21 protein-coding genes are annotated in these 22,514 nt (G+C 68.5%); 16 read left to right on the forward strand and 5 right to left on the reverse strand.

Annotated features, from left to right (window positions below; all coding sequences use genetic code 11):
• Positions 1-428: 428 nt before the first annotated feature.
• On the reverse strand, positions 429-740 hold the full coding sequence (locus tag FG323_RS07085) for a cupin (protein WP_141453831.1): 312 nt from the start codon (positions 738-740) through the stop codon (positions 429-431).
• A gap of 122 nt (positions 741-862) precedes the next feature.
• Positions 863-1,489 (reverse strand): cysteine hydrolase family protein, encoded by a 627-nt coding sequence (locus FG323_RS07090; RefSeq protein ID WP_141453832.1) that lies wholly within the window; start codon positions 1,487-1,489, stop codon positions 863-865.
• A gap of 93 nt (positions 1,490-1,582) precedes the next feature.
• Between FG323_RS07090 and FG323_RS07095 the strand changes: the two genes are divergently transcribed.
• The 4 genes from FG323_RS07095 to FG323_RS07110 all read left to right on the forward strand — a co-directional run bounded on the left by FG323_RS07095 (position 1,583) and on the right by FG323_RS07110 (position 4,680).
• Complete coding sequence (locus FG323_RS07095; protein WP_141453833.1) at positions 1,583-2,536, forward strand: helix-turn-helix domain-containing protein; 954 nt, start codon at positions 1,583-1,585, stop codon at positions 2,534-2,536.
• 29 nt (positions 2,537-2,565) lie between these two features.
• A complete protein-coding gene (locus FG323_RS07100) occupies positions 2,566-2,817 on the forward strand; it encodes a WGR domain-containing protein (RefSeq protein WP_141453834.1) in 252 nt (83 codons plus the stop codon).
• 118 nt (positions 2,818-2,935) lie between these two features.
• Positions 2,936-4,009: a uroporphyrinogen decarboxylase gene (gene hemE, locus FG323_RS07105; protein WP_141453835.1), complete on the forward strand. Its 1,074-nt coding sequence runs from the start codon at positions 2,936-2,938 to the stop codon at positions 4,007-4,009.
• Between the two features lie 23 nt (positions 4,010-4,032).
• A complete protein-coding gene (locus FG323_RS07110; protein ID WP_141453836.1) occupies positions 4,033-4,680 on the forward strand; it encodes a hypothetical protein in 648 nt (215 codons plus the stop codon).
• 316 nt (positions 4,681-4,996) lie between these two features.
• Here the strand turns inward: FG323_RS07110 and FG323_RS07115 are convergent, their stop codons facing one another.
• Positions 4,997-8,539 (reverse strand): ATP-binding protein, encoded by a 3,543-nt coding sequence (locus FG323_RS07115; RefSeq protein ID WP_141453837.1) that lies wholly within the window; start codon positions 8,537-8,539, stop codon positions 4,997-4,999.
• A 149-nt stretch (positions 8,540-8,688) separates the two neighbouring features.
• On the opposite strand from FG323_RS07115, the gene FG323_RS07120 reads away from it, so the two are divergent.
• Genes FG323_RS07120 through FG323_RS07130 form a run of 3 tightly spaced genes read left to right on the forward strand, consistent with a single transcriptional unit; the run spans position 8,689 to position 10,479 of the window.
• On the forward strand, positions 8,689-9,342 hold the full coding sequence (locus FG323_RS07120; protein ID WP_343192861.1) for a YceI family protein: 654 nt from the start codon (positions 8,689-8,691) through the stop codon (positions 9,340-9,342).
• Complete coding sequence (locus FG323_RS07125; RefSeq protein ID WP_141453839.1) at positions 9,320-9,919, forward strand: cytochrome b; 600 nt, start codon at positions 9,320-9,322, stop codon at positions 9,917-9,919. The genes FG323_RS07120 and FG323_RS07125 overlap by 23 nt, the downstream gene beginning before the upstream one ends.
• The gene (locus tag FG323_RS07130) at positions 9,916-10,479 is read left to right on the forward strand and encodes a YceI family protein (RefSeq protein ID WP_141453840.1); all 564 of its coding nucleotides are present in this window, start codon (positions 9,916-9,918) and stop codon (positions 10,477-10,479) included. The genes FG323_RS07125 and FG323_RS07130 overlap by 4 nt, the downstream gene beginning before the upstream one ends.
• Positions 10,480-10,590: 111 nt before the next feature.
• Here the strand turns inward: FG323_RS07130 and nosZ are convergent, their stop codons facing one another.
• The gene (gene nosZ / locus FG323_RS07135) at positions 10,591-12,519 is read right to left on the reverse strand and encodes a TAT-dependent nitrous-oxide reductase (protein ID WP_141453841.1); all 1,929 of its coding nucleotides are present in this window, start codon (positions 12,517-12,519) and stop codon (positions 10,591-10,593) included.
• Between the two features lie 204 nt (positions 12,520-12,723).
• On the opposite strand from nosZ, the gene FG323_RS07140 reads away from it, so the two are divergent.
• The 8 genes from FG323_RS07140 to FG323_RS07175 all read left to right on the forward strand — a co-directional run bounded on the left by FG323_RS07140 (position 12,724) and on the right by FG323_RS07175 (position 20,761).
• The gene (locus FG323_RS07140) at positions 12,724-13,197 is read left to right on the forward strand and encodes a c-type cytochrome (protein ID WP_141453842.1); all 474 of its coding nucleotides are present in this window, start codon (positions 12,724-12,726) and stop codon (positions 13,195-13,197) included.
• 113 nt (positions 13,198-13,310) lie between these two features.
• Entirely contained in the window at positions 13,311-15,446 is a 2,136-nt protein-coding gene (locus tag FG323_RS07145; protein WP_181444115.1) for a NosR/NirI family protein, read from the forward strand.
• Complete coding sequence (nosD, locus tag FG323_RS07150) at positions 15,443-16,714, forward strand: nitrous oxide reductase family maturation protein NosD (protein ID WP_141453844.1); 1,272 nt, start codon at positions 15,443-15,445, stop codon at positions 16,712-16,714. Before FG323_RS07145 ends, nosD begins: the two co-directional genes overlap by 4 nt.
• On the forward strand, positions 16,698-17,624 hold the full coding sequence (locus tag FG323_RS07155; protein ID WP_141453845.1) for an ABC transporter ATP-binding protein: 927 nt from the start codon (positions 16,698-16,700) through the stop codon (positions 17,622-17,624). The genes nosD and FG323_RS07155 overlap by 17 nt, the downstream gene beginning before the upstream one ends.
• The gene (locus tag FG323_RS07160) at positions 17,621-18,445 is read left to right on the forward strand and encodes an ABC transporter permease subunit (RefSeq protein ID WP_220094132.1); all 825 of its coding nucleotides are present in this window, start codon (positions 17,621-17,623) and stop codon (positions 18,443-18,445) included. Before FG323_RS07155 ends, FG323_RS07160 begins: the two co-directional genes overlap by 4 nt.
• Positions 18,442-18,939, forward strand: a complete 498-nt coding sequence (locus FG323_RS07165; RefSeq protein ID WP_141453846.1) for a nitrous oxide reductase accessory protein NosL — start codon at positions 18,442-18,444, stop codon at positions 18,937-18,939. The genes FG323_RS07160 and FG323_RS07165 overlap by 4 nt, the downstream gene beginning before the upstream one ends.
• A 9-nt stretch (positions 18,940-18,948) precedes the next feature.
• Positions 18,949-19,581 carry a hypothetical protein gene (locus tag FG323_RS07170; RefSeq protein ID WP_141453847.1) on the forward strand — a complete coding sequence of 211 codons (633 nt, stop codon included), beginning with the start codon at positions 18,949-18,951 and terminating at the stop codon, positions 19,579-19,581.
• 28 nt (positions 19,582-19,609) lie between these two features.
• Positions 19,610-20,761, forward strand: a complete 1,152-nt coding sequence (locus FG323_RS07175; protein ID WP_181444116.1) for an FAD:protein FMN transferase — start codon at positions 19,610-19,612, stop codon at positions 20,759-20,761.
• Here FG323_RS07175 and FG323_RS07180 read toward each other — a convergent pair.
• The gene (locus tag FG323_RS07180; protein WP_141453849.1) at positions 20,758-20,997 is read right to left on the reverse strand and encodes a glutaredoxin family protein; all 240 of its coding nucleotides are present in this window, start codon (positions 20,995-20,997) and stop codon (positions 20,758-20,760) included. The two genes, FG323_RS07175 and FG323_RS07180, sit on opposite strands and share 4 nt — an antisense overlap.
• A gap of 64 nt (positions 20,998-21,061) precedes the next feature.
• Here FG323_RS07180 and FG323_RS07185 point away from each other — a divergent pair, with 64 nt between their 5' ends.
• Positions 21,062-22,444: an L-serine ammonia-lyase gene (locus tag FG323_RS07185; protein ID WP_141453850.1), complete on the forward strand. Its 1,383-nt coding sequence runs from the start codon at positions 21,062-21,064 to the stop codon at positions 22,442-22,444.
• The last annotated feature ends 70 nt before the right edge of the window (positions 22,445-22,514 follow it).

Raw genomic sequence — 22,514 nt, forward strand, 5'->3', positions numbered from 1 at the left:
GAACGTCCCGGTATTCCCGCGCCCCTGGAAGCGGCCCCCATCCCAACCTTCCCCCGCAGGCGGGGGAAGGGGCAAAAGCTGGGCGCTGCGGATGCCCGTCGGTCGCGCCGAGGTGGTACCGGATGTGGACGAGGCACAGGTGTTGAGGGTGCTCAGGGGAGGTTGAATTCTTCCTCCCTTGTGGGAGCGACGTGAGTCGCGATGAAGATCGCGGGAAAGCCCCATCGCGACTGACGTCGCTCCCACAGGTTGCGTCGCGCGCACGTACACGAATTCCGCCCCCTCCCCCGCGTGCGGGGGAGGGCTGGGGTGGGGGCGAACGTCCCGGTGTTCCCGCGCCGCTGGAGGCGGCCCCCATCCCGACCTTCCCCCGCGCGCGGGGGAAGGGACAAAAGCTGGGCACTGCCGGTGCCTGCAGGTTCGGTGTCCTACTCACTGCCTTCGCGTTCAATCACCAGGATTCGCGCCACGCCAAGTGGTTCGGCCCGGTGCTCGGTGCCGGTTTGCGCATGGAACATGTCGCCGGCTTCCAGTACCGCCGAGTGTTCGACACCGTGCTCGCGCCAATGCATGCGCACGCGACCGTCCATCACCGCGAACACTTCCTGGCCGTCGTTGACGTGCCAGCGGTAGGGCTGGTCGGTCCAGTGCAGACGCACGCTGGTGCCGTCCAGGCGGGCGACATCGAGGGCGCCCCAGGCGCGATCGGCGGTGTAGTCGCGGCTGCGGATAAGGTTCATGGGGGCTCCGTGGAAACAGGTGATATCGGGATCCGATCGCTTCCTTGTGGGAGCGACGTCAGTCGCGATGAAGATCGCGGGAAAGCCCCATCGCGACTGACGTCGCTCCCACAGGTTGGGGATCAGGCCACGGCTTCGCGGGCGCGCTGGTTGGATTGCGGCACGTTGTCGATCGGCAGCGGTGCCTGCGCATCCAGTGCGGTGATCCATGCTTCGGTGGAGGCCACGGCGGCGAAGTTGCTGTGGAAGACCACGCTGAAGACGCGGTGGATTTCCTCGGCGCTGGCCGAACCGGCCGCGTTGGCGCACGGCAGCGCGCCGGTGGCGTCGTGCAGGAATTCCATCCGCAGGCCGCGATGCGCGCCTTCGTAGATCGTCGAGGCGTCGCAGTTGTGGGTCATGTAGCCGACCACGGCGAGGGTGTCGATGCCGCGCGCGGCCAGCCAGTCGGCCAGGTCGGTGCCGGTGAAGGCGCTGGCGAGCGATTTCTCGATGTAGTGATCGCGCGGGCGACCGGCCACGTCCGGATGCAGTTTCCAGGTCGCGGTGCCGGGCACGAACACCGGCGCGCCGGCCGGGGCGCTGTGCTGGACCACGATCACCGGGATGCCACGCGCCTGGGCGGCATCCATCGCCCGCAGCAGATTGGGCAGGGATTCGCTGACCGGTGGGTGCTCGATGGGCAGGCCGCCGGTGAAGTACTCGTTCTGGACGTCGATGACGATGAGGGCGCGGCGGGGAGATGACACGGTGTCCGGTTCCAGTGGGGTGTGGCGGCATTCTGGGCACCGGGCCGGCATGCCACGAGTGGCCCGTAACTCATCTTTCGATAGAATCGGGCCATGTCCCTGCACCGCATCGCCGTGGTCGCCTTCGACCGCATTAGCCCCTTCCACCTATCGGTGCCCTGCCTGGTGTTCGAGTCGCGGCCCGCCCCCGGCCTGCCCGACTTCGACCTGCGGGTCTGCGCGGTGGAGCCGGGGCCACTGCGCACCGACGCCGGTTTCGCCCTCCAGCCCGAACACGGCCTGGAGGGGCTGGAAGGCGCGGACACCGTGATCGTTCCGTCCTGGCGGGACCAGGACGAGCCGGCTCCCGAGCCGTTGCGCGAAGCCCTGCGCCAGGCCCATGCCAACGGCGCCCGGCTGGTGGGCCTGTGCCTGGGCACCTTCGTGCTGGCCGACGCCGGCCTGCTGGACGGGCGCCCCGCCACCACCCACTGGGCCGCGCTGGACACCTTCGCCCGCCGCTACCCGAAGGTGCGGCTGGAGCCGGACGTGCTGTACGTGGACGACGGCGAACTGCTGACCTCGGCCGGCACCGCCGCCGGCATCGACTGCTGCCTGCACCTGGTCCGTCGCCATCACGGCGCCGAGGTCGCCAACCGCATCGCCCGCCGGTTGGTGGTGGCGCCGCATCGCCAGGGCGGCCAGACCCAGTACATCGAACAGCCACTGCCGGCCGATCCGGGCGACGACCGCCTGCGCGCGGTGCTGGCCTGGGCGCTGGCGCACCTGGACCAGCGGCTGGGGGTGGACGAACTGGCCGACCGGGCGCTGATGAGCCGGCGCACCTTCACCCGTCGGTTCCGCCGGGCCACCGGCGCCAGCGTCGGCGACTGGCTGGCCCACCAGCGGCTGGCGCGGGCGCAGCGGCTGCTGGAAACCACCGACCGGCCGCTGGACCACATCGCCGCCGAGGCCGGTTTCGGCAGCGCCGTCTCCCTGCGCCAGCGGTTCGCCGCCGCCCTGGGCACCTCGCCCTCGGCTTACCGGCGCAGCTTCCGCGGCGGCTGAATGGCCGCCGCTTCGCTACAATCCGCCCCATGCGCGTCTTCCTCCAGCAACGCCCCGAGACGGGCGAAGCTCCCCGCTACGTCCAGCTGACCCTGCAACCGGACCTGTTCGGCGGCTGGGAGCTGCTGCGCGAAAGCGGGCAGATCGGCGGGCGCGCGCAGCTCAAGCGCGAACAGTACCTGCTGCAATCCGAAGCCGACGCGGCCTTCGAGAAAGCCCGCGACACCCATATCAAGCGTGGCTACCAGATCACCTTCACGCAGGGAGCGCCACAGCCGTGAGCCTCTCCGCGGCGGCCGGTTTCCGCGCCGCCTGAACGGCATGTCCGCACGACTCGCGCCACGCGCGTTTTTTTCCACCCGACGAGACCACCGCCGGATTCCCCCACTAAGGAACACGATGTCCAGCTCCCTGAAGAACGATCGCCTGCTGCGCGCCCTCAAGCGCGAACCCGTCGACTGCACGCCCGTCTGGCTGATGCGCCAGGCCGGCCGCTATCTGCCGGAGTACCGCGCCACCCGCGCCGCCGCCGGCAGCTTCCTGGGCATGGCGAAAAATCCGGACATCGCCTGCGAGGTCACCCTGCAACCGCTGCGCCGTTTCAAGCTGGACGCGGCGATCCTGTTCTCCGACATCCTGACCGTGCCCGACGCGATGGGCCTGGGCCTGTACTTCGTCGAAGGCGAAGGCCCGAAGTTCGAACGCACCGTGCGCACCGCCGCCGATGCGGAAAAGCTGGCGGTGCCGGACATGGAAACCGAACTGCGCTATGTGATGGACGCGGTGCGCCTGATCCGCCGCGAACTGGACGGACAGGTGCCGCTGATCGGTTTTTCCGGCAGCCCGTGGACGCTGGCCTGCTACATGGTCGAAGGCGGCGGCAGCAAGGACTATGCGCGGATCAAGGCGATGGCGCTGAACGATCCGGCCACCCTGCACAGGCTGCTGTCGGTGAACACCGATGCGGTGATCGCCTACCTGTCGGCGCAGCGCGCGGCCGGTGCGCAGGCGCTGCAGGTGTTCGACACCTGGGGCGGCGTGCTGTCGCCGGCGATGTACCGCGAGTTCTCGCTGCCCTACCTGACCCGCATCGCGCGTGAACTGGAACGCGGTGAAGGCGCGGATCGCACGCCGCTGATCCTGTTCGGCAAAGGCAACGCCGCGCACCTGGAAGCGCTGGCCGACAGCGGCGCCGAAGGCGTGGGCGTGGACTGGCTGATCGAACTGGCCGACGCGCGCCGCCGCACCGGCGGCAAGGTGACGTTGCAGGGCAACCTGGATCCGGCGGTGCTGTACGGTTCGCCGGACGCGATCCGCGCGCAGGTGAAGGCGACCCTGGACAGCTACGCCGCGGGTGCGGACGGCAGCCGCGACGGCCACGTCTTCAACCTCGGCCACGGCATGTCGCCCGACATGAATCCCGAGCACGTCGCCGTGCTGGTGGATGCCGTGCACGAATTCAGCGCCCGATAGGCGCGACGTTTCCGGAGCCCGCAATGGACGGCCGCCCCCACGCGCTTTCCCTCGCCCTCGTCCTGATGACCACCGGCCTGGCCGCCTCCGCGGCGCTGGCCGGCGAACGCGCGCCGGTGACGATCGAAGTGCGCGGCGACGACTTTCCGATGCTGGTGCAGGACACCGGCCTGCCGCCACCGCTGGACGACAACGGCCTGCCACGCACGCCCGGCTGCGAGGCCGTGCGCGCGCGCCGCGTGGACGAACTGCCCTATCCCTGGCGCGAGGCGGTGGACCGCGTCCACCTGGATTGCCAGCCAATGGAAGCGCCCGAGGGCGAGACCGCGCTGATGGCGCTGACCGCGACCGCGTTCCTCAAGCCCGGCCGGGTCTGGCTGGCCGGCCACGCGGTGAGCGAGATCCGGCGGATGGATTCCGAACTCTGGGGCGATCACCAGTACGTGCTGGCCGAACCCTACGCACAGGTCGCCGCCGATCTGCGCGCGCAACTGGAAGCCGACTGCGTGAAGCGCCACACGCGCCAGGAACGCGAAGGCGCGCCCGAATGCACGATGGAAGAAAGCGAAGGCGCGCTGTACCTGCGCGTGGACGAGATCAGCGGGCTGTGGATCCATGCGGACCCGGATGATGCCGCGCGGACGATCTACGCGGAGGGGTGGGCTGATTGAGCGGGGATTGGGGATTGGGGATTCGGGATTGGCAAAGGCACTGCTTTTGCCTCCCCCTTGATCAGCCATTCGGCTGTTGAAAGCGAAAAAGGGGATGAGGGGGATTTTGCTTTGACGCAAAAAGCCAATCCCCCGTCACCCGCTTCGCGGGCGCCCGCCCCCTTTTTCAAAGGGGGCTAATCAGGCGTTGACCCAAGGCCAACGCAGATCAACGAAAGCAAACTCGCTTCGCCTCCCCCTTGATCAGCCATTCGGCTGTTGAAAGCGAAAAAGGGGGATTGAGGGGGATTTGCTTTTGGCGCCCCCTATTGGCCAGTCATGCGCCGTCCGCCCGGCCGTCGCAGACACGCTGGATCGTTTCGGCCAGCATGTCACCGGTGACCGGCTTGCGCAGGAAGTCGTCGAAGCCGGCCGCGCGCGCCTGTGGTTCGGCCTCGGCGTCGGCGCGGGCGGTGATGGCGATCAATGGCGCGTTGAAGCCGCCCAGGCGCAGTTGCCGCGCCAGTGCCAGCCCGTCCAGTCCCGGCAGATCGAGATCCAGCAGGGCGACGTCGAACGATTGCCCGGCGGTTTCGCCCAGCGCCGCCAGTCCATGCGCGGCGTGCACGACGTGGTGGCCGCGTGCGCGCAACAGTCCGGCGATGACTTCGGCGACGGTGATGTCGTCTTCCACCAGCAGGATCCGTCGCTCCTGCGCCGACACCGCCGCCCGCGCGGTGCCTGCCGCCGCCGGCACGACGTGCGGAAGCGGCAGCTCCACGATGAAGCGGGTGCCCAGGCCCGGTCGGCTTTCGACCCGGATGCTGCCGCCCATCGCGACCGCCAGTTCCTGGCAGATCGCCAGGCCCAGTCCGCTGCCGCCGTAGCGCGAGGTGGTGCGCGCGCCATCGCCCTGCTCGAAACGCTGGAACAGGCGCGCCTGTTGTTCGGCATTGATGCCCGGCCCGGTGTCGCTGACTTCGAAGCGCACGCCCTGCGGGTGCAAGGGGAGCACGCGCAGGCCGACCCCACCGCGCTCGGTGAACTTGATCGCGTTGCCCAGCAGGTTGAGCAGGATCTGCCGCATCCGCATCGGATCGACGATCACGTGCGAGGGCACGTCCTCGGCGCATTCGTCGGAGAAGGACAGGCCGCGCTTCTCCGCCATCGGCGCGGTCATGTCGACGACCTCGCGGATCAGCGCGCGCAGATCGACTTCCTGCGCATCCATGTCCAGCTTGCCGGCCTCGATGCGCGCCAGGTCCAGCGCGTCGTTGACCAGGCGCAGCAGGTGCGAACCGGCGCGCTGGATGGCGTTGGTGTAATGGCGCTGGGTGTCGGTCAGTGGCGTCGCCAGCAGCAGTTCGCTCATGCCCAGCACGCCGGTCATCGGCGTGCGCACTTCATGGCCGAGGGTGGCGAGGAAGCGGGTCTTGGCCAGTGAAGCCTGTTCGGCCACTTCGCGCTTGTGTTCGTTGAGCTGCCATTCGGTGCGTCGGCGCAGCCGGCGCCGGTAGGCAGCCGCCAGCAGCGCCAGCAGCAGCGCGCCCGCGGCGACCATCAGGCTGATGCCCCAGACGCTGCGGTACCAGGGCGGGAGCACTTCGAACGAAAGCTGCTTTTCCTCCGAAGCATTGCCCGCCGCGTCGAACGCCTGCAGGCGCAGGCGATAGTGGCCGGGACGCAGGTTGGAAAACGAACGCTCGCCGCTGGCGCCCTGTTCAACCCAGCCCTGATCGAAGCCTTCCAGCCAGGAACGATAGCGATGCGCCAGCGGATCCTCGTAGCTGAGCAGGCGCAGGCTGACCTGCAGGTCATGGTCATCGGGCAGCAGTTCGAAGCCGCCATTCATCGGCAACTGCACCGTGCGGTCGCGCTGGTTCACCTGCAATCCGGCCAGCAGCAGGTGCGGGGTGAGCGGCGGCGGATCCGGCAGCGCCGTGTCCAGCAGCATCACCGAACCATCGGCGGTGCTGCCGGCCAGCAGGCCGCCACCCGCCATCAGCAGGCCGCGGTCGTTGAATTCCTGGCTCATCAGGCCATCGCGCACGCCGAAATTGCGCACCCGCACCGGCGCCCGATCATCGGGCGCCTCGATCCGGAACAGGCCGCGACGGGTCGCCAGCCATACCCGCTTTCCCGGATCGATGGTCATGCCGGTCGATTCCAGCGCCGGCAGTCCCTGCCGTGGCGCGATCTGCCGCACCTGCACCCATCGGCCTTCCCGCTGCCGCCAATGCTCCAGGCCGGAAAGCCGGTGCAGCCACAGTTCGTCGGGACCGGCGAAGGCGAAGGACAGCACCCGTTCCACCCCCGCGCCGATGACGGTGACGAAGCGGTGCTGGCCGGGATCCCAGCGCTCGATGCCGCGATTGCTCGCGGTCCACAACTGGCCGTCGGGGCCGGCGAGCATCGTTTCGATCTCGCTCGGCTCGCTGTCCTGTTCCGAGCGCGCCAGATTGTCGATGACCTGGCCGGTCGCGCCGTCGCGATGCTGCAATGATCCCATCTGGGTCGCCAGCCACAACGTGCCGTCGCCGGTCTGCACCAGCCAGTCCACCGACGTGCCGTCGGGCACCTGATCCGGGCCATCGGCGTTCGACCATTCGCGCTTTTCGCCGCTGCGCGGATCGATGCGGATGATGCCGTTGCGGTGGCCGAGCCAGAGGCGTCCCTCGCGATCCTCCAGCACCGAGGTGAAGCGCAGTTCCTTCAACCGTTGCGCGTGCACACCCAACGGCTCCACCTCGCCGCTCGCGGTATCCAGCCGTTCGACCCCGCCGATGCTGCTGACCAGCCACACGCCGGTGCCGACAGCCGAGGTGGCCAGGCCGCGATACAGCCCGCCTCCCAGGCCCTGCGTGGGCGTGAACGATGCGATCCGCCGCCAGTCCGAGCGCAGGTAGGCGACGCCACGCGTCGGCACCGGCACCCAGAGGCCGCCATCGGGCTGCATCAACAGCGTCTGCAGCACGCGGCCGACGCCCACGCCCTGGCTGTCCTGCGCGATCGGCGCGGGCGCGCGATCGCCGTCGGTATGCCAGAGCCCGCCCTGGCTGGCCAGCCAGTATTCGCCGTGCCCATCGGCGGCCATCGCCATCACCGCGTTGGGTCGTTCGAACATCGGCGACCAGGGCGGCGTGCTCCAACCGCCCTGGCGACGCCAGCGATACATGCCGGACGATGTGCCCGCCCAGATCGAATCGCCGTCGACGGTGACCGAATAGATGATCAGCGAGTCCCCGCCGGGCAGGGCTTCGCGCAGCATGCGCTTGCCGTCGTACCGGACCAGGCCGCTCATGGTGCCGATCCACAACTGGCCGGTCGGATCGAAAGCCAGTGACAGCACATTGTCGGACGGCAGGCTGGCCGGATCGCCTTCCACCGCGTTGAAGCGCTGGATCCGGCCGTCGGCGCTGATCCGGTGCAGGCCGCCACCGAAGGTGCCGAACCAGACCTCGCCGCCGTGGCTGGCGATGGCGAAGGCGTCGTCGCTGCCCATCTGCGGATACTGGGCCTTGCGGAAATGGCGGAATCCGCGGCGCTCGGGTCCCATCATGCTGAGGCCGCCGTTCTCCGTGGCGACCCAGACCCGGTCCAGGCCATCCACGTGCAGCGCCTGGACGACGTTGCCGGGCAGCGAGGCCGGATCATCCGGATCATGCCGCCACACCTTGAAGTTCACCCCGTCATAGCGGGCCACGCCATCCCAGGTGGCCAGCCACAGGTAGCCGGCGCGGTCGCGGGCCATCGCGGGGATGGTGGTGGACGGCAATCCGTCGGCCACCGTCATCATCCGGAAGCGCGGAATCTCCGGCACGCCCGCCTGCACCGTTGCGCAGGCCAGCCATGCCGCCAACATCCAGATCCGCCATCCCATGCCGTCGTGTCCTGTTCTGCCGTGGTTCCCCGGCCCGAATCGTCGCAACGGACCGTTGCAGGCGCAAGCGGGGTATCTTCAGCCGGGCCCGCCTAGAATCCCCGGTCATGACTCCAACGCGTCCATTTCGCCGTGCCCGGACCAGCGCCCTGTTCGCGCTGTTCGCCTGCGCCTGTCCCGCGTGGGCGGCGGGCCCGGTGGCCTACGCGCTGGATCCGGTCCACACCCGGGTGATGTTCGCGGTGGAGCATGCCGGCTTCTCCAAGGCCATCGGCACGGTTTCCGGCAGCACCGGCACGCTGGTGTTCGATCCCGAGGACTGGAGCAGCGCGCGGCTCGACGTCACGGTGCCGCTGGCGCGCACGGATTTCGGTGACGAGAAGTGGAACCGGGCGGTGCTGGCCGGCAACCTCCTGGATGCCGAACGATTCCCGGAAGCGCGTTTCGTTTCCCACCGGATTGAACCCACTGGACCGGATCGCGCCTCGGTCTGCGGCACCCTGTCCCTGCATGGCATCGATCGCGCGCTGTGCCTGGACGTCAAACTCAATGCGCTCAAGCGCCATCCGCTGCCGCCGTTCCGGCGCACGGCCGGCTTTTCCGCCACCACCACGCTGCAACGCTCGGATTTCGGCATCACCGCATGGAAGTCGGTGATTGGCGATTCCGTCGAACTTCGCATCGAGGCCGAAGCCACACGGACGGGCAAGGCCGACGATGCCGAAGAAGCGGCCGCCGACGCGGCCACCATCCCAGCCACCCCTCGGGAGCCCACCCTCAATGACCCTGAAGAACACCCCTGAACGCTGGGGCGTCGTCAGCCAGACCCTGCACTGGCTGATCGTCGTCCTGCTGCTGGTCATCGCCTACATCGGCCTGACCATGGGCGATCTGCCCAACGGACCGCGCAAGATCAACACCTACGCGCTGCACAAGTCGATCGGCCTGACCATCCTGGCGCTGGTCGCGCTGCGCCTTGTCTGGCGCGTGTACGCCGGCGCGCCGCTGGCGATCCCCGGCACACCCGGCTGGCAGCAGCGCATCGCCTCGCTCACCCACGTGGCGCTGTACGGGCTGATGTTCGCGATGCCGCTGTCGGGCTGGGTGCTGAATTCTTCCGCGGGCTATCCGCTGCAATGGTTCAAGCTGTTCAACCTGCCCGCGATCACCGCCCGCAATCCGGAATTGCACGAGCTGGCCGAGAACCTGCACGAATCGATGTTCTGGGTGCTGGTCGTCGCGGTGCTGCTGCACGCCGGCGCCGCGTTCTACCACCACCTGTTCCAGAACGACGACACCCTGCGGCGGATGCTGCCGGGCCGCCGCCGGCAGGCCACTGCTTCCCCCACCGCGTCCACCACCGAGGATATCGCGCCATGATCCGCTTCCCCCACCCCCGCCTGTTTGCCGCCAGTCTCCTGCTGGCCGCCATCGCGCCCGCGTTCGCCGCCGACTACGTGCAGGCGCCGGGCTCCACGCTGGTGTTCGCCAGCAATTACCAAGGCGAAACCTTCACCGGCAAATTTGGCGGCTTCAACACCACGCTGAGTTTCGATCCGGCCAACCTGGCCACCTCGAAGCTGGACGTGACCATCCAGCTCGCCGGCACCAATACCGGCAACGACGATCGCGACAGCACGCTGCAGACCGGCGATTTCTTCAACGTTGCCAAGTTCACCCAGGCCCGCTACACCGCGACCAAATTCCGCGCGCTGGGCGGCAACCAGTACGCCGCCGACGGCAGCCTGAGTCTGCGCGGCGTCAGCAAGCCGGTCACCCTGACCTTCACCTGGACCCCGGGCGCGCAGCCGGTGCTGACCGGCAAGGCCACGGTCAAGCGCCTGGACTTCGGCGTCGGCGGCGGCGAATGGGCCGATACCAAGACCATTCCGAACGATGTCGCCATCAGCACCAAGGTCGTGCTGAAGCCGGCGAAGTAAGCACAACGCTTCGGCGTAAAAAAAAAAGCCCGCGCCATGGCGCGGGCTTTCTCTTTCTGGCGGGAAGAACCCGCCGGCGCGATACCGCCAACGCCGGCGGGTGGCGCCCGGTCAGCCTTCGACCACCATCCGCGTGCGCATTTCCAGGTGCAGCGCGTGGCAGAAGTGGGTGCAGTAGCACCAGTACACGCCCGGCTTGTCGGCCACGAAGGTCACCGACTTGGTTTCCTGCGGATTGACGATGAAGTTGATGTTGTACTTCGGGATGCCGAAGCCGTGGGTCAGATCCTCCACCTTGTCCAGGTTGGTCAGGGTGATGGTGACGATGTCGCCCTTCTTCACCGAGAACTCGCGCAGCGAGTAGGCCGGCGCCTGCGAGGTCAGGCGGACGTGCACCTTGTTGCCGTTGCGCTCGATGCCGGCGGTCTGCGCGCTGACCGCGTTGGGGAACTCGTCGAGGCTGTAGATCTGCCGGGTCTTGATGGCGTCGGCGGCCACGATGATGGCGTCATGCGGTTCCGGATAGGCCGTGTGATCGTGCACCAGCACCATCTTGTCGCCGGAGATGTCGATCAGCTGCTCGGTTTCCACGTGCAACGGGCCGACCGGCAGGAAGCGGTCCTTGGAGAACTTGTTGCCGGAGTTGAAGAACTTGCCGTCCGCGTTCTTGGTTTCGCCCATCGAGGTGAAGCCATGGCCCGGCTGGTAGTGCACGTCGATGCTGTCGAGGACGACCTTGGCGTTCTTGTCGCCCTTGAACTGCTTGATCGCGGCGTCGACGTTCCACTTGACGATCTTGCTGTCCAGGAACAGCGTGGTGTAGGCGTTGCCGCGGCCGTCGAAGCCGGTATGCAGCGGGCCCAGGCCCAGGTTCGGCTCGGCGACGACGGCGTCGCGTGCGTTCTTGATCTCGCCGGCGAACCACTTCTCCACCAATGACAGGTCGATCACCGAGCAGGTCGGCGACAGCTTGCCGGAGCAGACGAAGTACTTGCCGTCGGGACTGGCGTTGACGCCGTGCGGGTTCTTCGGCACCGGCACGTAGCAGGTCAGCGCGGTGGCAGGATCGGCGTTGGCGGCCTTGCGGCCATCGACCACCGGCACCTTGGAATCACCGATGGTGATGAATTTTCCGGACTTGATCGCCGCCTCGATGCGGGCGACATCGAAGAACACGCAGGCATCGTGTTCGGCCGACATCATGTCCTCGTAGTGGATGCCGCCTTCCACGTTGTACTGGTTGGACGCGGCGTACTTGCCGTCGTAGCTGGTCGCCACCAGGTCCATGTTGCCGTCGACGCGGCACTGCCAGCGCACTTCCATGGTCTCCGCGTCCAGGCAGGAGAACAGGCAGCCATAGGCCTCCGGCTTGTCCATGTCGCGGCCGTCGTTGGGCAGCGGGATGTGGAACTCGGCGCCGGCGAACACGCGGGTGGTGTGGTTGATGCTGCTGTCCACCGGATCGCGCTTGTCGGTGAAGATGCCGTGGTGGCCCTGCACGTTCGGCAGCTCGGTGATGCGATCGACTTCGAAGGTGTCGCCGCGGATGCGGGCGACCCGGCCATGCAGCTTGTCGTTGACCCAGAAGCGCTTGCCGTCGTAGGTGCCGTCGGTGTACGAACCGTGCACATGGTGGGTGTCGCCGGTCCAGTACTTCAGCTGGCCGTCCGGACGGGTACCCATGATCGCCTTGGATTCGTTGGTGATGCCCCAGCCCACCATCGGATCGATGTTGAACACCGGGATGCGCTTGATGGTGCGGCCCGACGGGCAGCCCAGGATGCGCACCTCGCCGGAGTGTCCGCCCGAGGACAGGATGTAATAGTCATCGAGCTTGCCGGGCGGTACTTCGAAATGGCCAGCCGCGCCGCCGGTCGCCTTTGCCGCCGCACCGGTCGCCGCGGCGCCCTTGCCGTCGGATGCCGCGCCGCAGCCGGTCAGGCTGAGTGTCAATCCCGTTCCCGCCAGCGCGGCGGCTCCCCCGAGAATCTTTCGGCGTGATGGATCCCGGATCTCCATCCCGCTCTCGTTGTTCTTCATCGCTGCTTTCCTCTGATGGACAGTTTCGTCTGGATGTAACGTTGGGTTGCGGCGCCACGATACGCGCGGGGATACGGCGTTCTCCTTGACTCAAATCAAGGCGGTCGGAAGTTCGGCCCACTACCTTTTGCATCGACCGCGCCCGGTGCGCGGATGCGGACCGGTTCCGCGCAACGATCCTCTCCATTTCTCCGAGCTCCCTCCATGAACAATCGAAACCCTGGCCTGCTCGCGCTCGCGGCTGTCGTCCTCGCGCTGGCCGCTTGCTCCGGGCAATCGTCCGAAACCACGGACGCCACGGAACCCACGTCCGCCACGGCGGAGCCGGAGATCGCGCCTGCGGCGGAAGCCGCGCCAGCGCAGGCGCCTGCCGCCGACACTGCTGTCGCCGCGGCCGACAGCACGCCCGCCGCCGATGCGGCTGGCCATCCGGGCGAGGAGACCTACAAGAAGACCTGCGCGATGTGCCACAGCACCACCGCGCTGGGCGCACCGATGGTTGGTGACAAGGCCGACTGGGGCGCACGCGCGGCACAGGGCACCGAGACCCTGCACAAGCACGCGCTGGAAGGCTTCAACGGCGCCAAGGGCGTGATGCCCGCGCGCGGTGGCAATCCCAGCCTCGACGACGATGCGGTCAAGGCCGCCGTGGATTACATGGTGGGCCAGTCCAAGTAACCGCCAGCACGGGTTCCGCCATGCCTTCGATCATCCAGTCCTCCCCGGGCGGGGAGTTCGCTACGCGCGCATCGCATCCGGGCATCGCGCGGCGTACGCGACGGGCAAGCGCGATGGGGTGGCCGTGCCTGGCCGCCCTCCTGCTGCTTTGCCTGGTCGCGGGCTGGGCCCGGGCCGGTTCCTACGAGGCGCAGTTGCCGGAAGCGCTGTTCACCGATCCGGACATGTGCCGCCATGTCGCCTGCGACAGCGTGTTGCCGCAGGCCACGCGGTTCGGCCTGCGCGAAGGCAATCCCGCGTTCGTGCGGGGTTTCCGCGAGGAAGCCGGCAAGCCGCGCACGGTCGGCTACGTGTTCCTGTCCAGCGACGTGGCGCCGGACGTGGTCGGTTACTCCGGCAAGCCGATGATCACGCTGGCGGGCATGGATGCCGGAGGCCGCATCACCGGTGTGCGCATCCTCAAGCACAGCGAGCCGATCCTGCTCGCCGGCATCCCCGAGAAGGAACTGAACCGCTACGTCGAGCAGTACGTCGGCCAGCCCGCCGGTTCCCGGTTCGAGCTGGGCAAGGCCGAGGAAGGCGAAGTCTCGATGGACGTCATCAGCGGCGCGACCGTGACGGTGATGGCCGAGAACCAGTTGGTCAGCCGCGGCAGCTACGCCGTCGCCCGCCAAGTCGGGCTGATCAAGGCGGTGGCGCGGCCGCAGGCGCGGCTGGTCGAAGATGCCGTGCCGCCGCGCGACTGGAACGCGCTGGTCAAGGAAGGCAGCGTGCAGCGGCTGACCGTGGGCCAGGCCGATGTCGGCGCGCCCGCCAACGAACAGCCCTTCATCGATCTGTGGTTCGGCTACCTCAACGCGCCCGCCATCGGCCGCAGCGTGCTTGGCGACGCGGGCTACCGCCAGTTGATGGAAGAACTGAAACCCGGCGAGCACGCCATTTTCGTGGTCGGCAACGGCACCAGTTCGTTCAAGGGATCGGCGTTCGTGCGCGGTGGCATCTACGACCGCATCCAGGTCTCGCAGGACATCGACGTCCACCATTTCCGCGACACCGACTACCGCAACCTGTACCGGATCCATGCGAACGGCGCGCCGTCGCATGCGGAATCCGGCATCTTCATCCTGCGTGGCAGCGAGTTCTCCGCCGCCTACCCGTGGAAGCTCTCGTTCCTGGCTCATCGCAATACCGACGAGGGCAACCGCGACTACGCCAATTTCGATGCCAGCTACTGGCTGCCCGGCAAGTACCTGCAGGGCGGCCGTCCGGCGGTGGCCAGCCAGACCCCGGCCTGGGTCCGCATCTGGAAGGCCAAGGCCTGGCCGATCGCCGGCATGACCGCGCTGCTGGTGTTCGTGTTCGTGTTCTACGCCACCCACCGGCGCTGGGCCGCCCGCTCCACCCGCGTGGACAAGCGCTGGATCCTGTGGCCGCACATCGCGGTGTGGCTGATCGCGGTGGGCTTCCTCGGCTTCAGCCAGTTGGCGCAGCCTTCCATCGTCCAGGGACTGACCCTGCTGCATGCGCTGCGCGACGGCTGGCGCTGGGATCTGTTCCTCAGCGATCCGCTGATCTTCATCTTCTGGATCTTCATCGCCATCACCATCGTGCTGTGGGGACGCGGCGTGTTCTGCGGCTGGCTGTGCCCGTACGGATCGCTGAGCGAGCTGCTGTACAAGTTCGCCGGCAAGATCGGGTTGGCGCGCTGGCAGTTCCAGTTGCCGAGCAAATGGCACCATCGCCTGCGCTGGCTGAAGTACGTGATCCTCGCGGTGCTGGTGGCGGCCTCGTTCCATTCGATGGCGCTGGCCGAACTGCTGGCGGAGGTGGAGCCGTTCAAGAGCACCTTCTTCGTCTCGATCTGGACGCGCGCCTGGCCGTTCATCGCCTTCTGGGCGCTGTTGCTGGCGGCCTCGATGTTCATGGAGCGGCCGTTCTGCAAATACCTGTGCCCGCTCGGCGCCGGCCTGGCCCTGCCCTCGCGCTGGCGCCTGTTCGGCCTGCGCCGCAAGGCCGAATGCACCACCTGCAAGGCCTGCGCGGTCGGCTGCGGTTCGCAGGCCATCGACCCGCAGGGCCGGATCGATCCCAGCGAGTGCATGCAGTGCCTGGACTGCATGGTGCTGTACCACGACGACCACTCCTGCCCCCCGCTGGCCAAGGAACGCAAGCGCCGCGAGCGCGCCGGCCTGCCGCTGACGCCGGTGGGACGCGACGGTTATTTCATTCCGCTGGAACTGGTGGAATGAAGCGGCTCGGCGCCCTGCTCCTGCTGCTGGCCTGCACCGCCCCCGCCGCAGCGGCGGTGTGGCGGGTCCAGCCGGGCGAACGCATTGGCGCGGTGATCGAACGCGCCGCGCCGGGCGATACCGTTGAAATCCCGCGCGGCCACTACGCCGAACGCCTGCGCATCGAAAAGCCACTGACCCTGCGCGGCATCGATCGCCCGACGATCAGCGGTGGCGGCGAAGGCGACGTCATTCGCGTGGTCGCGCCGGACGTTCGCATCGAAGGCCTGATCGTGCGCGACAGCGGCGACGATCTGGGCGGGCAGAACGCCGGCATCTACATCCAGCCGGGCGCGCACCGCGCGGTGGTCCGCCACTGCGACTTCGCCCACGTGCTGTTCGGCCTGTGGATCGAGAAGGCCGACGATGTCCGCATCGAGGACAACCTGATCACCGGCATGCGCGAGAAACTGTCCTCGCAGCGCGGCAACGCGATCCAGCTCTACAACACCCGCGGCGCACGCATCGCGCGCAACCACATCAGCTTCGCCCGCGACGGCATCTACGTGGATGTCTCGCACCATGCCGAGTTCGTCGGCAACGTCATCCACCACGTGCGGTATGGCAGCCACTACATGAACTCCTACCACAACCTGTGGCAGGACAACGAAAGCCACCACAACCAGGGCGGGCTGGCGCTGATGGAGGTCCGCCACCTGACCGTGCGCGGCAACCGCACCTGGGCCAACACCGACCACGGCATCATGCTGCGGACCCTGCAGGACTCGACCATCGAGGACAACGTCGCGGCGGGCAACGGACGCGGCTTCTTCATCTACGACGCCGAGTACAACGTCCTGCGCGGCAACCTGGTGATCGGCAACCGGGTGGGCATCCACCTGTGGGCCGGATCGTTCAACAACCAGGTGGACGGCAACGACTTCGTCAACAACCAGGAACAGATCCGCTACGTGGCCTCGCGCGACGTCGAATGGGGCCAGCGGCGCGGCAACTACTGGAGCAACTACCTGGGCTGGGACGGCGACGGCGACGGCTTCGGCGATACGCCGATGGAAGCCAGCGACGCGGTCGACTGGCTGGTGGCGCGCTATCCGTTCACCAAGCTGCTGGACAGCAGCCCGGCGATCAGCACCCTGCGGCTGATTTCCCGGCAATTCCCCGTGCTGCGCGTCGCCACGGTGACCGACGCGCGCCCGGCGATGGTGCCGCGACACCAGGACTGGAGGGCGTGGCTCGAGGCCATGCGGAACGATGCAGCACGCGATTGAAGTGGAACAGGTCGACAAGCGGTTTGGCGCATTGCAGGCCGTCGACGGGGTGAGCCTGTCGATCCCGGCCGGGACGACGTTCGGACTCGTCGGCCACAACGGTGCCGGCAAGAGCACGCTGTTCAAGATGATGCTGGGCATCGAACCGGCCAGCGCCGGCCAGATCCGCATCCATGGCACGCCGGTGCGCGGCGCGGCATTCCGCTGGCTGCGCCAGCGCATCGGCTACCTGCCGGAAAACGTCGCGCTCTACGACAACCTGAGCGGCCTGGACACCCTGCGTTTCTTCGCCCGGCTCAAGGCGGCCGATACCAGGCAATGCACCGGCCTGCTGGAACAGGTCGGGCTGACGCAGGCGATGAAGCGTCCGGTGCGCGAGTACTCCAAGGGCATGCGCCAGCGGCTCGGCTTCGCCCAGGCCCTGCTCGGCCAACCGGAACTGCTGTTCCTCGACGAACCGACCAATGGCCTGGACCCGCAGGCCATCCACGATTTCTACGACACCCTGGCCACCCTCAAGCGCGCGGGCGCGACCATCGTGCTCAGCTCGCACCTGCTGGCCGAAATCCAGCCACACCTGGACAGCCTGGTGATCCTCGCCAATGGCCGGGCCGTCGCGCAGGGCAGCGTGGACAGCCTGACCGCGGCGTCCGACCTGCCCAGCCGCGCCCGCCTGCATGCACGCGACGCCGACGCCGCGCGGCGCCTCGGGCAACGGCTGGGAGACGCCGGCTTCCCGGTCATCGCCACGGCGGACAACGTGCTCACGATCAGCGTCGCGCGCGCGCACCGCACCGGCCTGCTGCCGCTGCTGGCCGAAGCCGGCCCTGCCCTGGTCGACGTGGAGATCCATCCACCGACCCTGGAAGACCTGTACCTGCGCCAGCGCCACGCCGGAGGCCACGCATGACCGGCGGACTGCAATGGCGCGCCCTGCGCACCGTGGCCGGCAAGGAACTGCGCGATCGGCTGCGCAACCGCTGGATCCTCGCGGTCGCGGTGGTGCTGGCGGCCTTCGCCCTGCTGATCGCCTACTTCGGCGGCGCCCAGTCCGGCACGGTGGGTTTCCGCAGCATCGGCGTGACCGTGGCCAGCCTCACCAGCCTGGCGATCTACCTGGTGCCGCTGATCGCGCTGCTGCTCGGCTTCGACGCCATCGTCGGCGAACGCGAGCGCGGCACCCTGGACCTGATGCTGTCCATGCCGCTGACCCGCGCCGAACTCCTGCTCGGCAAGTACCTCGGACTGGGCGCGGCACTGGTGCTGGCGACCCTGATCGGCTTCGGCGCCGCACTGGTACCGCTGGCCACGCAACTCGACGCCGCCGGCATCCGCCTGTACGCACTGTTCGTCGCCAGCGTGATCGTCTTGGGCCTGTCATTCCTGAGCCTGGCGATGCTGGTGTCGGTGCTGGTGCGCGATCGCGCGCGCGCCACCGGCGCGGCCATCCTGCTGTGGTTCGGCTTCGTGCTGGTGTTCGACCTGGCCCTGCTCGGCGCGCTGGTCGCCACCGCCGGCCGGCATTCCTCGGCCTGGGCGCCGTATGCCCTGCTGCTCAATCCCGCGGACGTGTTCCGCGTGTTCAACGCCATGTCCACCGAAACCCTGCGCAACGCGTTCGGGCTGGGCACGCTGCTGCCTGATGCCTGGGGCGATCCGCGCGTGCTCGGTTCGGTGATGGTGGCCTGGATCCTCGCCCCGCTCGGGGTGGCCCTTTGGAGATTCCGATGAAAGCCTTACGTGTTTCGCTGGTCGCCCTGCTGGTCGCCGGTTGCGCCCAGCCGCTGGCCAGCGTCGAACCGGTCGACCCGGACGCCGGCCAGCAATGCGAACTGGACGGCATGGTGCTGCGCGACTATCCCGGCCCGAAGGGCCAGATCCGCTACGCCGATGGCAAGGTGGAGTACTACTGCGACACCCTCGAACTGCTGTCGATCACCCTGCAGCCCGAACAGGTGCGCAAGGTCGCCGGCGTCTATGTCCAGGACATGGGCAAGACCGACTGGGACGTGCCGAAGGGCCACTGGATCGACGCCACCACCGCGTTCTATGTGCAGGGCTCCTCGCGCACCGGCAGCATGGGACCGACCTTCGCCAGCTTCGCCAGCCGCGAGGACGCGGACAGGTTCGCCGCCGCCCATGGCGGCAAGGTCCTGGCCTTCGCCGACATCAGCGCGGACATGGTCCAGCTGGACGGTGGTGCCAGCCACGACATGCACGGATGAGGCGCTGACATGGATCCCTTCTTCACCGGCATCGAACCCGCTGTCGCCACCCGCATGGCCGGCCTGTCCCGGCAGATGTTCGAACTGCGCGAGCGGCACAAGGAGCTGCTGGAACAACTGGACTGCGAAGACGCGGGCGCCGTGCTCGCGGCGATCCGCGCGGGCCGCCTGCCCGAACATCCCGGCTACGAGGCGTGGCTGGCGCTGGAACTCATGCGCGAGCGCCAGCAGGCCGCGCGCGAACTGCTGGACTGGCATTGCCGGCATATCCGCGACGACGCGGAGTGGCCGGCGATCGCCGATGGCGTTCCGGACGATCTGCCGGCCGCGTTCCTGGCCCATCCGCCCGAACGGCACCTGGACGGGCTCGGCCTGCGCGGCGAGGATGGACTGGAAGTGCTGGCGCGCGTACTGACGCCGCGCGACTGGTCGTTCGAATGGCGGCGCGGCGAGCGGTCGTGGCGGCTCGATACCGCGCCGGTGTCGCACGCCGGCCTGGCTGTTGGCAGTCCACACCTGCACCTGCCCGACGGCGCGGTCATCGCGCCGGATCTGGACATCCAGGCCGACGTTCGCAAGCACGTGTTCGAGATCGTTCTCCAGGCCATCGCCGATGGACGCCTGCCATCCTCCAGCGAATGATCGAGTACCAGGTCATCGGCCGGCCGGCGTGAACACCGCGCCACGCCCGCGCGTCTGGCAGGGCGTGCTCGCCTGTGCGGTGACCGCGGTGCTGATCACCGCCGCGATGCTGTGGTGGCGTCCGCGGGTGGAAGCGCGCGGGGAGTACCTGGCCTTCGGCACCCGGGTCTCGGTGCAACTGCGCGCACCGAACCGGGAGGCCGCCGATCGCGCCCTGGCCGCCATCGGCCCGCTGCTGATCCACGACCACCGCGCCTGGCATCCGTGGGAGCCCAGCGACCTCACCCGCCTCAATGCCGCGCTGGCGGAAGGCCGTCCGCACCGGGTCGGGCGCGACATCGCCGGCCTGATCCGGGCCGCCGCGATCGGCGACGCGCGCAGCGACGGCCTGTTCAATCCCGCCGCCGGCCGGCTCATCGCCGCCTGGGGATTCCACACCAGCCAATATCCGGTACGCACCGCCGCACCGACCGAGCAGCAGGTGGCCGCGCTGCGCGCGGCGATGCCGCGCATGCGCGAGATACAGGTCGATGCGCAGGGGATCGTCACGTCCCGCCGCCGCGAGGTGCAACTGGATTTCAACGGCCTGGCCGAAGGCTACGCGGCCGCGCAGATGCGCCAACTGCTGCGCGCGGAAGGGGTCGACGACGCGCTGCTCTACGTCGGCGGTTTCGTCCTGGCGATGGGCCGCGACGGCCACCGTCCCTGGACCGCCGGCGTGCGCGGTCCGGGCGGCGTGCTCGGGGCGATCGATCTGCGCGACGGCGAGGCGCTGTCCTCGTCGGGCGACTACCAGCGCCGCCGCGCCGGCACGCGCCAGGACGGCGGTCATATCGTCGACACGCGCAGTGGCCGACCCGGGCAGGCCAGCGCCGCCGCCAGCGTGATCGCCATCGACCCGGTGCTGGCGGACATGGCCGCGACCGCGCTGATGGTGGCCGGGCCGACCGGCTTCGATGCAACGGTCCGGCGCATGCACCTGAACTGCGCGCTGCTGGTCAGCCACGAAGGCGAGGTGCTGATCACCCCCGCCCTGCGTGACCGCCTGCGCCTGCACGACGGCACCGCCGCCGGCGTCCTTCGCCTGCGCCCGGGCGCCGATGCAGGCGGCTGCGACGCGACCGGCGGACGGCCGCCGATTCCGATCGAACTGCCGTCCGCCTCCGCCCGGCGCCCTTAACCGGCGAGGAAACGCGCCAGCCCCGCCACGTCGAACGGCCAATCCAGTTCGGCCCCGTCCGCGCGGCGCAGGACCGGCACCCGCACGCCGTAGCGCGCTTCCAGATCGTCGTCGCCATCGATGAACGCACTCTCGAAATCCGGCACCCGCGCCTCGGCCAGCACGGCCAGGGCCAGGTCGCACAGATGGCAATCGTCGCGCTGGTAGAGGGTCAGGGCTGGGGACAAGGGTGCCATCTCCGGATCCGATCTGTTGCGTCGCGGGAGCGGCTTTCGCCGGCGACGGCATAGAATACGCGCCATGGCAGTCAGTACCTTCGACCTCTTCAAGATCGGCATCGGGCCGAGTTCCTCCCACACCGTCGGCCCCATGCGGGCGGCGGCGCGGTTCGTCGCGCGCTGGCTGGAGGAACCCGGCCGCCTGCGCGACGTCGCGCGAATCCGCGCCGAGGTGTTCGGCTCGCTGGCCCTGACCGGGCGCGGCCACGGCACCGACAAGGCCGTGCTGATGGGCCTGGAAGGCCACTATCCGAACGAAATCGACCCGGACATCATCCCGCCGGCGCTGGAACGGATCCGCGGCAGCAAGACCCTGCAGCTGGGTGGTGTCCACGCGATCGCCTTCGACGAGAAGCGCGACCTGCTGATGAACAAGCGGCAGAAGCTGCCCTACCATACCAACGGCATGCGCTTCACCGCCTACGACGCCAGCGACGAAGTCATCGCGACCCGCGATTACTACTCGGTCGGCGGCGGCTTCGTGGTCAACCAGGACGACGCGGCGGTGGACCGCATCGTCGCCGACGAGACCCCGCTGCCGTATCCGTTCAAGAGCGGCGACGAGCTGTTGGCGCAGTGCCAGCGCAGCGGACTGAGCATCGCCCAGCTGATGTTCGAGAACGAGAAGTGCTGGCGCGGCGAGGACGAGATCCGCGAAGGACTGCGGGCGATCTGGAGCGCGATGCAGGCCTGCGTGACCCGCGGCATCCGCGAGGAAGGCACCCTGCCCGGCGGCCTGCACGTCTCGCGACGCGCCCCCACCCTGCACCGCGAACTGGCCAGCAAGCCGGAAGCCAACATGCGCGACCCGTTGACCACGCTGGACTGGGTCAACCTGTATGCGTTGGCGGTCAACGAGGAAAACGCCGCCGGCGGACGCGTGGTCACCGCACCCACGAATGGCGCGGCCGGCATCATCCCCGCGGTCATGCACTACTTCGACCGGTTCTGCCCCGGCTCCAGCGAACAGCGGATCTTCGACTTCCTGCTGACCGCCGCCGCCATCGGCATCCTCTACAAGGAAAACGCCAGCATCTCCGGCGCCGAGGTCGGCTGCCAGGGCGAGGTCGGCGTGGCCTGCTCGATGGCCGCCGGCGGCCTGGTCGCCGCGCTTGGCGGTTCGCCCAGCCAGATCGAGAACGCCGCCGAAATCGGTATGGAACACAACCTCGGCCTGACCTGCGATCCGATCGGCGGACTTGTGCAGATTCCCTGCATCGAACGCAACGCGATGGGCGCGGTGAAGGCAATCAACGCCAGCCGCATGGCGATGCGCGGCGACGGCAAGCACAAGGTGTCGCTGGACAAGGTCATCAAGACCATGCGCGACACCGGCCGCGACATGCAGGACAAGTACAAGGAAACCAGCCGCGGCGGCCTGGCCGTCAACGTCATCGAGTGCTGACGGAATCCGGCGGCGCGTAGAGCGGAGCTCGCTCCGCTGCCCTTCTCTCCAAACCTTCCCGCAAGCCGGG

Origin of the sequence: Pseudoxanthomonas sp. z9, from assembly GCF_006542425.1 — a bacterium.
GTDB lineage: Bacteria > Pseudomonadota > Gammaproteobacteria > Xanthomonadales > Xanthomonadaceae > Pseudoxanthomonas_A.